This window comes from Pedobacter zeaxanthinifaciens (genome assembly GCF_003313335.1).
Taxonomy (GTDB): Bacteria; Bacteroidota; Bacteroidia; order Sphingobacteriales; family Sphingobacteriaceae; genus Pedobacter; species Pedobacter zeaxanthinifaciens.
This window is the reverse complement of record NZ_QMHP01000001.1, coordinates 277445-292926: the sequence shown is the minus strand read 5'-3', so window position 1 is coordinate 292926 and position 15482 is coordinate 277445. Positions and strand designations below refer to the sequence as shown.

The following is a 15482-nucleotide window of genomic DNA, read 5'->3' as shown; positions in this document are numbered from 1 at the left end:
AACATACTGATTCTTTATAAAAACCTCTACATAACACTGTTTTGCCGCTACTTTAATAATAGCAAACATTTACGCAGCTTATCAGTACTGTGCAGAATCCCAACAATTGATAGGTTCGCAATAATACATACCAATACGGTAACTTCAATCACTAAAAATAAAAAGCCAAATGATCAGTTAATTTAAATGTTTTCCAAAACAGCCTACGAAAATCCCCGCCAAAATTTCCAGATAACCAGCACTAACCAACTCAACAATCAACCAAATTAACAGTTAACCGATTAACCATCTCCACAATTAACCATATTAAAACAATTCAGCGCTATCGCCAACAAAAAGAAAGTTTTTTCGTTATCTTCATTATCTAAAGTCTATTTAGCGTATGAACCAACAAATCTCCTCTAAAAACGCTCTCCAGCGCCCAACTGCCAAAGCTATAATCATTGGCACACTCGTATTAATCGCCATTGTTTCAGGTTACTTTTTACTCAAAAAGGATAAGAAGCAAGACCACGGTCAATTTGCAAAATACATTGATGCTTATACCTCTGGGATCATCTCCAAAAAAAGTTACATCAGGGTACACTTGGCCAATTCAGTTACAAATACTACCGATTTAGGTGAGACCAAACAAACGCTCTTCGATTTCTCCCCTAGTATTAAAGGCAAAACCTATTGGATAGATGCGCAAACCGTAGAGTTTAGGCCAGATGAAAATCTAGAGCCAGACCAAAAATACGAAGCAACGCTGAATTTATCAGAAATCCTCCCGGTAGAAGACGACTTGGAAGAATTTGAATTTGATTTTAAAGTGATTAAGCCCGGAATTGCGTTTAAAGAAAACGGCTTGGTATCACAAAATAACACTTCGCTAAGTTTGATGAAACTCAGTGGAGAAATCACCACTGCTGATGTGGAAGATACGAGGGACGTGGAAAAAATGCTAAAATTAGAATCGCCGCAACAATTGCGCATCAAATGGACGCATAACCCTCAAAAGCAAACCTCAGTTTTTACTATCGACAGCATTAAAAAAACGAATAATTCGCTAACGTTAAAATGGAACGGCGAAGCAATAGATGCCGATGATAACAAAGGCGAAGTAACGCTTGAAATTCCGGCGCCAAATGTATTTAAAGTACTTGCCATTAAAGCAATACAGGAACAGGAAGAATACGTATTGATTCAATGTTCGGAACCTGTTAGTGTAACACAGGATTTGGCTGGATTAATTTCCGTTGGTCAACTAAACGATTTACGTTTTACGATTGATGGAAGCCAGATTAAAGTGTATGCTCCTGACGCCTTAGAAGGCAATTACAACGTTATTGTGAGCAATGCCATTACTAATATCAATGGTAAAAGCTTGGAAGCAGCAAAATCTGCTAATCTCATTTTTGAAAACAAGAAACCAGCAGTTAACATTGCAGGAACGGGCACCATTTTACCAAATTCTGGTAAGTTGGTTTTGCCTTTTGAAGCGGTTAACCTTAAAGCGGTAGATGTTACCATCATTAAAATCTATCAAGATAATATTCCGCAGTTTTTCCAAGTGAACAATTACAAAGATGGCAATGAATTAAGACGTGTAGCCAAACCTATCTTACAAAAAACCATCAGCTTAAGCGAAGATAAATCCTTGGATCTGCATAAAAAAAATCGTTTTACACTCGATTTAGATCAACTCATTAAAACAGAACCCGGCGCCATGTATCGCGTAAGCATCATGTTCAAGCAATCGTATAGCTTGTTTAATTGCGCTGCTCGCACTGATGAAACGCTAAACAATGCTGATGAAGAAGACGACGGTGAGCGTTACGATTATGGTGAAAAACTGGATGAGGATGATGACTTTTGGAACAACTACCAAAATTACTATCCAAGAAATTACAGTTGGAACGATAAGGACGATCCTTGTACACCATCTTATTACACCAGCGAAAGATGGGCACATCGAAATCTGCTATCTTCTAACATCGGCTTAATTGCCAAACGTGGAAATGACGAAAGCATGCTGGTAGTAGCTACTGATCTGTTATCTGCAAAGCCGTTAAGTGGCGTGAGCATCGAACTGTTAGACTATCAAAAACAGGTACTAACCACCGTAAAAACGGATGGTGATGGCATGGCTAGTTTCAACCTAAAAAGAAAGCCATTTTTATTGGTGGCAAAAAACGGTAATGAACGTGGATATTTGAAACTGGACGATGGCAATTCCTTGCCACTCTCAAGGTTTGATGTAGGTGGCGATATTGTTCAAAATGGCATTAAGGCATTTATTTACGGGGAGCGTGGCGTATGGCGACCAGGGGATAGCGTGTATCTTTCCTTTATTTTGGAAGATAAGCTGAACAAGCTGCCGGCCAACTATCCCGTGGTGTTTGAGTTGTACAATCCTAAAGGGCAGTTAATCAAAAAACAAACAGATAATAAACCATTAAATGGATTTTACACTTTTAAAACCGCTACCGAAAGTACTGCCCCTACTGGCACTTGGCAAGCGAAATTTAAAGCGGGTGGTGCTACCTTCACTAAAAGCTTAAAGATAGAAACCGTAACTCCTAACCGTATCAAAATCAATTTTGATTTAGGTGGGAAAAAATATTTGGGAAATGGCAGGGTTTCAACAGCAACTTTAGCTGCAAAATGGTTATTTGGCACTCCGGCACAAAACCTAAAGGCTAAGGTTGATATCAATTTAAGCAAGGGAGAAACGACATTCCCTAACTTTAAGGATTATGTATTCGATAACCCTATTGTACAGTTCGACAATCAGTTGAAAACCGTATTTGAAGGCACACTTAATGACGCTGGTGTAGCGGTTGTGAATACCAATTTAAACGACAACATGGCGGCTCCGGGTATTTTAAGGGCCAATATTACCACTAAAATTTTCGAACCGGGAGGTAATTTTAGCATCGATAATTTCAGCATTCCTTACCATGTTTATGACAACTATTTTGGCATTAAAGCACCGCAGGGCGATAAGTTGACGGGGATGCTGGTAACGGGTAAAAACCATCAAATTGATATTGTAAATGTGAATAGAGATGGTGCTTTATTAAATGTCAACAAAACGGTAACGATTGCTTTGTACAAAGTGCAATGGCGCTGGTGGTGGGAACAAAACAATCAGGAAAACTATGCCAATTTCACACAGAACGAATACAACAAACTCATTAGAGCCACACAGGTAGAAATGGTTAATGGTAGGGCCAAGTGGGATTTACGACTAGATGAGCCTGAATGGGGACGTTATTTAATTGTGGTAGGCAATGCAAGTGGCGGCGGCCATTTTGCAGCCAAAGAGGTGTATATTGACTGGCCGGGATGGTCGCAACGTGAACAGGGAAACAACCCTACAGAAGCTTCCATGCTATCTTTCACCTCCGATAAAACCAAATACAACGTAGGCGATGAGGTAACTTTAACAGTACCAACTCCTGAAAATGGCAGGGCATTTATCTCCATTGAAAATGGCAGTAGGGTAATTAAATCATTTTGGGCGGATACCAAGAAAGGCCAAACGCAAATTAGGTTCAAAGCGGAAAAAAACATGACTCCAAACGTTTTCGCCAACGTGACTTTGCTACAACCACATAGTCAAACGGTAAACGACATGCCTATACGCATGTACGGTGCTATTCCATTAAGCATCGAAAATCCGGAGACGATTTTAAAACCACAGATTGCTATTGCCAAAGAACTTAAGCCAGAGGTGCAAAGTAGCTTGTCCATTAGCGAGGCAAACGGTAAAGCCATGACTTACACCATTGCCATTGTGGATGAAGGTTTACTTGACCTTACCCGATTTAAAACGCCAGATCCTCATGCTTCATTTTATGCAAGAGAAGGATTAGGTGTTAAAACTTGGGACTTGTTTGATCAGGTGCTTGGTGCCTGGGGCGGCAATTTGGAACGCATTTTAAGTATTGGTGGTGATGGTGCAGTAAATAAAAACATCAATCCGGCCAAAGCTAACAGGTTTAAGCCAGTGGTAAAATTCATGGGGCCATTTCAATTAGCCAAAGGCGAAAAGAAAACACATAACTTTAAACTGCCTCAGTATATTGGTGCGGTAAAAGTAATGGTAGTGGCTGGTGCCGATGGTGCTTATGGCAATGCGGAGAAATCGGTTGAGGTTAAAAAACCAATCATGCTTTTAGCTTCAGTGCCTAGGGTAATTGGGCCTGGCGAAACCTTTACCTTACCGGTGAACGTTTTTGCCACAAACAACAACCTACGCAATGTTAGCGTAACCTTGCAAACCAGCAACTTACAAATCAACTCGGGCAATAAACAAAACTTAACCTTTGCCAAAGCTGGCGATCAACTTACTTACTTCAATGTTACTGCGCCAAATAATACTGGGATAGCTAAAATTAAAATTATTGCACAAAGTGGATCAGAGCGAACTATCTCAGATGTGGAGTTGGATATTAGAAATCCAAATCCGATAGTTACCAATGTAATTTCTGGTGTAGTGCAGCCCAACCAAACATGGAGCTCCACTTACGCGGCAATTGGAACTTCTGGTACTAACAGCGGTAGCTTAGAGGTTTCGTCTATCCCTCCTATTAACTTGGAAAAACGGTTGGGTTACTTGGTTCAATATCCTCATGGATGTGTGGAGCAAACTACTTCTAGTGTATTCCCTCAATTGCATTTAGATAAGCTAGCCGATTTGAACCAACAGAAAAAAGCACAAATAGAACGCAATATCAGAGCGGGCATTAATAAGCTCAAAGGTTTCCAAACTACCGATGGCGGCTTAGCGTATTGGCCGGGCAACGCAGATGCGGATGAATGGGGAACAAATTATGCTGGGCATTTCTTGATTGAAGCTCAGGATGCTGGTTATGCGCTTCCTGTTGGTTTATTTGATGGATTAACACGCTATCTTAAAAACAAAGCCAACAACTGGACGCCAAATTCCGAGAATTTCTACGGTGGCGATTTAAATCAGGCTTACCGATTGTACGTATTAGCATTGGCTAAAAAACCAGAAATGGCCGCTATGAACAGATTAAGAGCCTTCCAATATTTAAGTGAGGCTGCTAAATGGCGCTTGGCAGCAGCGTATCAATTGGCAGGGCAAAGCGGCGCAGCCAATGGTCTTATAAAAGGTTTGAATACTGAGATTACTCCTTACCAACAACTTGGCGGCACCTACGGTTCTGATTTAAGAGATCAAGCTATGATCATGGAAACATTAACCTTGATGGGACAAAAAGGCCGAGCAGCACAACTACTCAGCAAAGTTGCAGCTAAGTTAGGTGAAGATGAGTGGTACAGCACACAAACTACGGCTTACAGCTTATTGGCAATTGCCAAGTTCTGCGGTACACAAAAAGCTGGCCGACAACTTAACTTCCATTACCTGCTTGATGGCAAAAAGGCTGGAATAACTAACAATCAGTTCTACAGCACTACTCCTATCAGTTTTAAAGGCAACACAGCTAGCGTAACCAACAAAAGTGGCGGCGTTCTGTTTGTTCGACTGATTGTTCAGGGTCGTCCGGCTACTGGACAGAACAACTTCTTACCTAACCACCCGGAATTATTAGAAATGCAGGTAACTTACAAAAACATGAAAGGCCAGTCGTTAGACCCTACCCGTTTAAAACAAGGCCAGGATTTTTATGCTGAAGTGACGGTGAAAAACACGGGCAATAAAGGATTGTATGAGCAAATGGCACTCACTCAAATTTTCCCGTCAGGTTGGGAAATTATCAATACAAGGTTGAATGATAATGAGGGAGCTTTCACCGTTTCAACTTATGATTATCAAGATATTAGGGATGATAGGGTGTTTACTTACTTCAACTTGCGTGAAAACGAAACAAAAACATATAGGGTATTGCTAAATGCTGCGTACTTAGGAAGGTTTTATCTATCCAATGTACAATGCGAGGCCATGTATGATAACAATATATCAGCAGCCAAAGCAGGTTATTGGGTAGAAGTGGTCAAATAATAAAATAGTGGAAAAATGAAATAGCTACGGGTTATGAGTTATCGATGGAAGGTAACGGTTGAGGATAAATTAAAGATTCCAATCAACAAATTTCCTTCTCATCACTCATAACCCTAAACTAAAAATGCAGCCCCAAATTAATACCTAATACCTAGCAACTAATAACTAGCAACTAATCCCTAACTACTGATCCCTGATACCTGATCCCTGACCCCTGAGTCCTAACCCCTGATTACTTAAACCCTAGGCCAAACATTAGTGAGTACAAAGCGTATAAAACCTGCCGAGAATTTCAAAAAAGTAAATAATTTTTCCATATTTCGTGCTCCTTTTAACTATATCAAAAAGGCGTCGAAATTGTTACCACTGCATTTGAATAATTTGCAATTTCTTACGTGTGTATTAAGCTTTAAAGTGAATTAAATAGCGATAAAAATTAGGTGGTTATATCAATGGCCAAATAACGAATGAGTAAGCAAATCAGAAAAATTATTTATACGGATGCACTATTTTTAGTGGCATTGCTTTGCTTTTGGTTTTCCTTACCACGTCCACTATTCATCACCCCCACCTCCTACGTCATCGAAGCCAGTAACGGAGAGTTGTTAAGCGCATCTATTGCAAATGATGGTCAGTGGAGATTCCCAGTGGCAGACAGTGTGCCGGAGAAGTTCGAAAAATGTATTCTAACATTTGAAGACAAGCGTTTTTATCAGCACTTTGGTGTAGATTTCCTAGCATTAGGCAGAGCCATACAAGCGAATTTGCGAGCCAAAACGGTAACTAGTGGCGCAAGTACGCTGAGCATGCAAGTCATCCGACTTTCTCGCAAAAAAAATCGAAATGTTTTTCAAAAAGCAATTGAAATGCTGCTTGCCATGCGACTAGAAGTTGCCTATTCCAAAAAGGAAATATTAGCATTATACACAGCAAATGCCCCTTTTGGAAGTAATGTAGTAGGTTTAGAAGCAGCCAGCTGGCGATATTATGGCAGACCTGCCAACAACCTTTCGTGGGGCGAAATGGCGACCTTAGCTGTACTGCCAAATAGCCCTTCGTTGGTACACCCAGGCAAAAACGCAGTGAAACTCATCATCAAACGCAATAATTTACTTGATAAACTGGTGGCAGCCAACATCATTGATCGGCCCACGGCACAGTTAGCTAAAGCCGAGCCCATTCCAACTACACCTATGCCATTGCCACAACAGGCGCCACATCTACTAAACAGGTTTAAAACTGAAAGCAAGCAGTTAAATGTGAGCAGCACAAAAATCACCTCCACCATTGATGCACATTTACAAAAAGAACTGAACGGTATGATCAGTCAATACCACCAAAAATTTGCAGCTAACGGCATCAATAACTTAGCGGCCTTGGTATTAAATGTGAAAGACGGTAGCGTAGCAGCTTACATTGGTAATTGTTACCTACCCCAGCAACGTGAAATGGAAAGTCACGTAGATATGATTAGTGCCAGAAGAAGTCCGGGGAGCACCTTAAAACCATTACTTTACGCCAGCATGCTGAACGATGGCTTCATTTTACCACAAACACTCATTCCAGATGTGCCAACGCAAATTGGTGGTTATACGCCAATGAACTTTGATTTAGGTTATGATGGCGCTATACCTGCCGATAAAGCTTTAAGCAGATCGCTCAACATACCCGCAGTAAAAATGCTGCAACAATACAAGTACGAACGTTTTTATGATAAACTTAAGAAGTTCCGCTTTTCCACCTTAAACCAACCTGCCGATCATTACGGCCTTTCTCTAATTCTTGGCGGAAGCGAAGTAACCATGTGGGATTTGTGCAATGCGTATTTGGGAATGGCCCGCACTTTAAATCATTATAACAACTATCAAGGCAACTACAACGAAACAGATTATGCACCTGCCTATTACGTGAAAGATAAAGGGCAGCATGAAGAAATCATTGAACCAACTTCGTTAATTGACCACGGATCAATTTGGGCTACCTTTAATGCAATGGAAGAAGTGATGCGCCCCGGCGATGAAGGCCTCTGGCAACAATTTTCATCCTCGCAACGCATTGCATGGAAAACGGGTACAAGTTTTGGCTTCCGCGATGCATGGGCGGTTGGCTTAACGCCTAACTTTGTAGTTTGCGTATGGGTAGGTAACGCTGATGGTGAAGGCCGACCTGGATTAACGGGTATAGAAGCGGCAGCACCCTTAATGTTTGATATTTTTAGGTTATTACCTACGTCAAAATGGTTTGCCATACCTAAAAGCAAACTGAAGAAGATACTGGTTTGTAAACAGAGTGGCTATAAAGCTTCTGCTATCTGTACGGATAAGACAATGCAATGGGTATCGCCTATGGGCGAAAAAACTTCGCTCTGCCCTTATCATAAAATGATACATTTAGATGCTAGCGAACAATATCAAGTTAGCAATCAATGTTATAGCATTGCCCAAATGAAGCATCAAAGTTGGTTCGTATTGCCGCCAACCATCGAGTATTACTACCAAACCAAAAATGCAAGTTACAGGCCGCTGCCTCCTTTTATGCCAGGTTGCGATAACGCCAATGTTCAGGTAATGGAAATGATTTACCCGAAGCCCAACGCAGCAGTATATATCCCGTTAGAGATTGATGGCAACCGAGGAAAGGTTATTTTTAATGCTGCCCATCGCAATCACGGGGCTACCATTCACTGGCATATCGACGAAACCTATGTTGGTTCAACTAAAAGCTATCATCAATTGGCCTTAAGTCCAAAACCTGGTAAACATGTACTTACCCTAATTGATCAAAATGGCGAACGATTAGTTCAAACATTTACTGTACTAGACAAAGAAAAAGAAAGATAATTCTCGGTTGAAATTGGTTAACTGGAGTTAGTTGGTTAACTGGTTAATTGTTTATTCGGTTAATTGTTTTATTGTTTATTCGGTTAATCGTTTAAACTGTTCAACTAACACCTAATACCTGACCCCTAGCAACTAATCCCTGATCCCTAATGCCTAACCCCTAATTCTTCTTCACATATTTTCTTTCTGCCGTACCCATTGCAATTAAAAATTGAGCCAGCATATAAGTAGACATGATTAGGATATCACCAATTTCCAATGGCTCTACGAACTTATTATACGCTAGTATGGAATCGGAAATGATGAACAGGACAGCACCAGTTAAAATCCAAGAAAAACTTTTAAAATTGGTTTTGCCATACCTTAATGCGGCCATAATTCCCATCAATGCAATCGCAATTGCGTAAAATAGAACATGTAAACTCAACTCTCCCAGGTATGGACTCAAAACGTAGTAGTAAGAGAAACAGTAAAACCCAAATACCATAAAAATAGGTGTAATGTAACGGCGGTGCACTTCAATTTTATTGGTGCTATCTAAGTAAAAAGCAGCAATGTAGAAAATATGAGCGATTAAAAAAGCACCCAATCCCAACATAAAAAAATTGGAATCTTTCGCTGCAAACATTAATGCGATATCTCCAATCAACGAAAAAAGCAGACCTATCATGACCTTGCTAGTGAACCTGCTTTTACGTTTAATAATAAAATGGAGAAATAAGATTAGAGAAATAGTGATTAGCGGCTTAGTCACTAACCTAACCGTGAAAAAATCATTGGTGGTTGCAATGAGGTCGGCAAAAAATATAATAGCAAATGCAAAGCTAAATTGTGGGTATTTACTAAACATCTCGGTAGCTAGATTTAATGAGAAAATAATAGATAAGCATGGCAACATGAAATATTAACAATACGCCCAAATACACCGGATTGAACTTTTGATGATATAAGGTGTAAATGGTAGCAAACCCAAGTAAAAATCTAACCGCTTCTGCAGCAACAAACCAACGCTTTTTTTCCAGCAAAGCGCCACAGGTGAGCAAACTAATGATGATAAAAGTAGCAATTAATATATCGGCACTTAATGATAGCTTATCAAATGAAAAAAGCAGGTAAGAACCCAATCCCAAGGCCAAAAGGAACAAGAGTATAGCATATCCTATTGCTGCTAAATTGCTTTCTGTGTGAAACTTCTTATAATTTACGGCATCTATTTCTGGCGCAGCCTGAAAACCGCCCAGCTGAGCTGGAAACCAACCCGGAGGCTTAACAAACACTCTTATTTTATCGTTAATATTTTCGGATTTTTTAGCAGTTTCAATCAAATCCTTCCAGTAATGTAAATTAGCCCAAACCGGGTTCCAGCTGGCCAACGGCTTGGTAATACCGTAGTATACTTCCTCCTCCTCTTTTTGAAAAGTACCAAAAAGTCGGTCCCAGATGATCAAAGTACCCGCATGGTTTTTATCAATGTACTTCGGGTTTGAGCCATGATGTACCCGATGATGCGAAGGTGTGTTAAGGATATATTCCAAAAAACCCATGCTTTTTATGGTACGGGTGTGAATCCAAAATTGATAAAGCGTGTTGAAAGAGCTGAGCGTTAAAAACATAATTGGATCAAAGCCAATAAGTGCCAGCGGTAAATAAAACGCCCATGAAAACCATCCCTGAAACCACGATTGCCTTAGTGCAACGGTTAAATTATATTCTTCTGATTGATGGTGAACAATATGCGCCGCCCAAAGTGCATTAATTTGGTGGCTCATACGGTGAAACCAGTAGTAAAAAAAATCAACCCCTATAAAAAGTACGATCCACGTCCAAATAGTGTTAGGTATTTCAAAAAGTCGCCAATGTTGGAAGATGTACATGTAGCCAACAAAAAGCACAGATTTCATGAAAAGGCCTACTAATTGGGAGCCAATACCTTGACTGAGATTGGCTATGGAGTCATTTAATCGATAATAATTGAGCTTTTTATAAAACGTGTAAGCGAGTTCTATCCCTATTAAGATAAAAAAGATAGGCACCGACAAGGCTATATAATTGGTTTTCATACTCTAATTTATAACTAAATTAAAGATTTCAAACCCAATAGGTACTAAATTACAACCTGAAATTATAAGTTTTCTGAAAGAAATACAGCTAATTCAAACAGCTTACAATAAGAAAATTATTTTGTAAGTAGTTTCAACAGCTTAATCGCTGGCGCACTGTTAATGTAATCTGCAACGTCCGGATGTGTACAATTTTCAAAGTCGTTAATAGTCGATAATGAAATTTCTTTAAAATCCATGTTCCAACCTTCAAAGTGCCTTGCTTTAACATTGCCCTCGGTAACCAGTTTTGTGGCCACCATTCTTGGGTCACGAAGTATAGAGGCGTAAACGTTCTTTACATCCTGTTCTTTACCCTCCAAAACCTGTATAAATGTTCCCTCACAATAGATCAACTTCCCAGTAATATTCAACTTCCCATTACGGCTTTTAGCTTGCTCCAACAGCTCCTCAAAATCCTTTTGTTTAAACTTAAAGCTCTCTATCCCGTAATACAACAAATAAAACACCATAAACCCCAATACATTTAAGCCGCAAGTTACTGCATTTTTTTGTAAATAAACGTCACTTTCAAACAATATTATTGTATTATGTAACTCTAACTACATTGATTGACTTTACCCAAACGTTTCTATTACAGTACTTACAATTGTGATTTTTTGTTGGAGCTATTAACTCTGTGTTTCCACAAAAGCTGCAAGAATAGTAATCATTATATTTAATTTCCTGCTTTTTATGGCTAAATAACGCAGGTAAAACTGGCAAACCATATTTCACCTCGTCATCAGGGTAATAGAATAAACTAATACTGCCAGAAGTTTCTAAGATAGCCAGCTTAACCTGTCCTAAATGAGAAACACCCTTTAATCTCAACTCAGCAAAAAACTCATCTTGTGCTAGAGATTCTTTTTTAAAACTATCAAGCGTAAATTTTCCATGCTCAATAAGACAGGTACATGCTCCTTCTAATAATATTTCTATTTTTTTATTTGTACTAACCAAGTGTGAAGTGAATTTATACGCCAACACTACCACCGTGAAAACAATAATCGCATTCAAAACGCCTACTTCCTTATAAAACATTGGATCACCAGCTGCTGAACCCAACCCTATAATTACTACCAACTCAAATACAGAAAGTTGCTTTACTCCTCGTTTACCTAAAACACGTAAGCCTATTAGTATCACGGCATACATAATGAAGGTTCGTAGAATAATTTCGGGAATGAAAATCCATCCTTCGCCACCAAGTAGGAACTGCTTTATGTCATCGTTCATATTACGCTGCGTTTTTGGTATAAACGCAGAAGCTAAAGATTTGTTTAAACCCGAATGCGATAGCTAAGTAGTATTTACGAGCTCTATGATAAAAGAAGTATCTTAAAGCTGCTTTATTGAGATAAATATCGTTTTAATAAGGTTTTGGTAGTGCGTTTTTTCCAAGCAGTGATGAGTAGTTCTTCTAAGATTATTGGTTCCACCAAATCCAAATTAACCAACATGTACTTGTAGTTTTGATAATGAGGTGTGATGAAGAAAGTATCGGGAGAGATATTTATCCATTTTTCCCGCTCTTCAGTATAAATCACCAAATTTTCTTCGTCTTCTTTTAACCTAGCGAAAATATTCTTACCAGCGTAAAAAGCGGGAGTATCAAAACATATTTTCTCGAGGGTATCAGGTAGCTTAGCAACTACATTTCTGATAAAATTTAAAGCTAATATGGTTTTCTCCTGCATTAAACTATCCCCTTGCTGCTAGTTTGATCATGCGGTGTGCTAAATCTTTACCTAAATACCTATCGATTATGGTATGTACAACGTATAGAATTGGTGTCATTAACAATGCTACAATAAACTTATAAGTGTAGCCCACCAAACCAATGGCAGCAACCATTTGCCAACTCCAATGGTAGGTCGGATTAAGGTAAAACGCAATAAAGATAACCACGAAACTGTCGATTAACTGCGAAACCAAAGTAGAGCCTGTTGCTCGCAACCATAGTGCTTTTTCGCCAGTAAATTTCTTGATTTTATGAAATATCAATACATCAACCATTTGACCAATTAAAAAGGCCGTAATTGAACCGACAATAATCCACATGCCTTGTCCGAAAATAGCGTTAAAAGCCCTCGGCATATTCAATTGCTGACCATCCACCTTTTGTGTCAACCAAAAATCAGCAGGTTGTAACCTCATGGCCATCCATAAAACTAAAAAGGCAAACCCAATTAAAATAGCGGTTAAAATAGATAAAAAACGAACTTGCCTAACGCCAAAGTATTCGTTAATGATATCTGTCATGATAAAAACAATGGGCCAAGTAATTACACCGGCCGACATATTAAACGAAAGATTTGGAACGCCAAATAGATTAATATCAAATTTCTTAATGCCTAAAACGCCCTCTACAGAAAATATTTTAACGCCAATAAACTCTGATATCAACGTGTTGGCAACGAAAAATGCACCCAATATCAATAACAATCTGCTCTCTTTGGTTTTAAATGTCATAGCCAACTAAAATAGTAAAAAATAATTATCGACAAGTGCCTTAGTAATTTTTATTGTGATGCCGATTTTCAATTACTTTATGCAAGATGTTTAGCTAATTCAATACGATAAATTATTATTTTCGTAGCAAATGATCATTAACTCTAAATTGCCAACGGTTGGCACAACGATATTTTCAGTAATGTCTAAAATGGCTGAAGATCATCAAGCAATTAATCTTTCGCAAGGTTTTCCGGACTATCCTGTTGATAAAAAATTAATTGCCGACATTCATCAATCCATGCAAGAAGGCTTTAATCAGTACGCACCGATGCCTGGATTGTTGGCGCTAAGAGAGTTAATTGCTGAGAAAATGGAGCGCTTTTATGACGCTTCCTATCACCCAGACACAGAAATTACCATTACAGCAGGCGGCACACAGGCAATTTTTACCGCCATCAACGCCTTTATAAATGCTGGCGATGAAGTAATTATTTTTGAGCCAGCATACGATTGTTATGCCCCTGCAATTAAGTTGCTTGGTGGCTTGGTTAAACCTTTTGAGTTAGCAGCCCCCACATACAAAATTGATTGGGAAATGGTAAAAAAACTGTTTACTGCCAACACTAAAATGATCATCATCAATTCGCCTCACAATCCCAGCGGTAGCATACTGCAAAAAGAGGATATCGATGCTTTAATTAAACTTACCAAAGATACAGACGTGCTCATTTTAAGCGATGAAGTATACGAACATATCATTTTTGATGAGGAAAAACACCAAAGTGTTGCGCTTTACCCCGAATTGGCAGAACGGAGCTTCATCGTCGCCTCTTTTGGAAAACTGTTGCACGCTACTGGTTGGAAAGTTGGATACTGTTTGGCACCTGCTAAACTAATGGCTGAATTTAGGAAGGTACACCAATTCAATGTTTTTAGCGTTAATACACCAATGCAAGTAGGAATTGCCAAATACTTAAAGTCTGCGGACGTTTATCAGAACTTACCTCTATTTTTTCAGAAGAAAAGAGATTTTTTGCGACAATTACTTCAAGAAACTAAATTGGAGTTGCTACCTTGTAAAGGATCCTATTTTCAGTGTGTTAACTACAGCCAAATCAGCGACGAAAAAGATACCGACTTTGCAAAAAGGTTGGTAGCCGACTTTGGCGTGGCAACTATTCCCCTTTCCGCTTTTTACACCAAAGGAAAAGACGATCATATTTTACGCCTATGTTTTGCTAAAGAAGACGCTACCTTAGAAAAAGCAGTTAAAAAATTAATAACTTTAAGTTGATAAAAATTCGCTCATGGAACCACATTACCTTAACATTCAAAACCTGAAAATAACTGTATTTCAGGCCTATCTATTTTGGGAAAACATCGAGAAGAATTTACAGAATATAACCTTACGCCTTTCGGGTGGCGTTAGAGAAAAAACAGACCTAATTGTATTACCAGAGATGTTCAATACTGGTTTTTCTATGCGTACCGAGTTAGCCGAAGAAATGGACGGAAAAACCATGCAGTGGATTAAAAAAACTGCTGCAAATTATGATTGTGTAGTTACCGGAAGTCTCATGATCAAGGAAAATGGGCATTGCTACAATAGAATGGTTTGGGTAAAACCTGATGGCACCTATGCATATTACGACAAACATCATTTATTTGGTTTAGGTGATGAAGACAAATATTTCTCAGCAGGAAAAGAGCCTGTTACAGTAGAGTTAAAAGGCTGGAAAATAAGGCTGGCAATTTGCTACGACTTAAGATTTCCTGTGTGGCTACGCAATAAAAAAGGTGCTTACGACATCCTTTTACTTGTAGCCAGCTGGCCCGACAAACGTTCATCGCATTGGCGTACGCTTATTCACGCCCGAGCCATCGAAAATCAAAGCTATGTGATTGGAGTCAACAGGGTTGGTCATGATGGTAATCAAGTGTATCATAGTGGACATTCCATGTGTATTGACCCACAAGGCAACACCGTATATTACAAACCGGAAGATGAGGATTTGTATACTTTTAGTATCAACTATGCGGAATTGGAAAAAGTGCGAAGACAATTCCCATTTTTGAAAGATGCCGATGATTTTGAAGTTAATTGATCAG

The 15482-nt window shown here is 39.1% G+C and carries 10 protein-coding genes; 4 read left to right on the top strand and 6 right to left on the bottom strand.

Annotation, left to right across the window (positions count from 1 at the left end; genetic code table 11):
• The first annotated feature begins 382 nt into the window (after positions 1-382).
• Together DUT68_RS01175 and pbpC are read left to right on the top strand one after the other, a co-directional pair.
• Entirely contained in the window at positions 383-5977 is a 5595-nt protein-coding gene (locus DUT68_RS01175) for an alpha-2-macroglobulin family protein (protein WP_113634977.1), read from the top strand.
• A 467-nt stretch (positions 5978-6444) separates the two neighbouring features.
• On the top strand, positions 6445-8817 hold the full coding sequence (gene pbpC, locus DUT68_RS01170; protein WP_113634975.1) for a penicillin-binding protein 1C: 2373 nt from the start codon (positions 6445-6447) through the stop codon (positions 8815-8817).
• Between the two features lie 160 nt (positions 8818-8977).
• Here pbpC and DUT68_RS01165 read toward each other — a convergent pair whose 3' ends face one another.
• The 6 genes from DUT68_RS01165 to DUT68_RS01140 all read right to left on the bottom strand — a co-directional run bounded on the left by DUT68_RS01165 (position 8978) and on the right by DUT68_RS01140 (position 13391).
• The gene (locus DUT68_RS01165; RefSeq protein WP_157960747.1) at positions 8978-9667 is read right to left on the bottom strand and encodes a lysoplasmalogenase; all 690 of its coding nucleotides are present in this window, start codon (positions 9665-9667) and stop codon (positions 8978-8980) included.
• Positions 9660-10877: a sterol desaturase family protein gene (locus DUT68_RS01160; protein ID WP_113634972.1), complete on the bottom strand. Its 1218-nt coding sequence runs from the start codon at positions 10875-10877 to the stop codon at positions 9660-9662. Before DUT68_RS01160 ends, DUT68_RS01165 begins: the two co-directional genes overlap by 8 nt.
• Positions 10878-10993: 116 nt before the next feature.
• Entirely contained in the window at positions 10994-11455 is a 462-nt protein-coding gene (locus DUT68_RS01155) for a BLUF domain-containing protein (protein ID WP_113634970.1), read from the bottom strand.
• A 10-nt stretch (positions 11456-11465) separates the two neighbouring features.
• Positions 11466-12155 (bottom strand): DUF421 domain-containing protein, encoded by a 690-nt coding sequence (locus DUT68_RS01150; protein ID WP_198659513.1) that lies wholly within the window; start codon positions 12153-12155, stop codon positions 11466-11468.
• Between the two features lie 113 nt (positions 12156-12268).
• Positions 12269-12616: a hypothetical protein gene (locus DUT68_RS01145; RefSeq protein ID WP_113634968.1), complete on the bottom strand. Its 348-nt coding sequence runs from the start codon at positions 12614-12616 to the stop codon at positions 12269-12271.
• Positions 12617-12620: 4 nt separating this feature from the next.
• Positions 12621-13391, bottom strand: coding sequence for a queuosine precursor transporter (locus tag DUT68_RS01140; protein WP_113634966.1), 771 nt, complete (start codon positions 13389-13391; stop codon positions 12621-12623).
• Positions 13392-13521: 130 nt separating this feature from the next.
• On the opposite strand from DUT68_RS01140, the gene DUT68_RS01135 reads away from it, so the two are divergent.
• Both DUT68_RS01135 and DUT68_RS01130 read left to right on the top strand, forming a co-directional pair.
• On the top strand, positions 13522-14667 hold the full coding sequence (locus tag DUT68_RS01135; protein ID WP_113634964.1) for a methionine aminotransferase: 1146 nt from the start codon (positions 13522-13524) through the stop codon (positions 14665-14667).
• A gap of 13 nt (positions 14668-14680) precedes the next feature.
• Complete coding sequence (locus DUT68_RS01130; protein WP_237088230.1) at positions 14681-15478, top strand: nitrilase family protein; 798 nt, start codon at positions 14681-14683, stop codon at positions 15476-15478.
• The last annotated feature ends 4 nt before the right edge of the window (positions 15479-15482 follow it).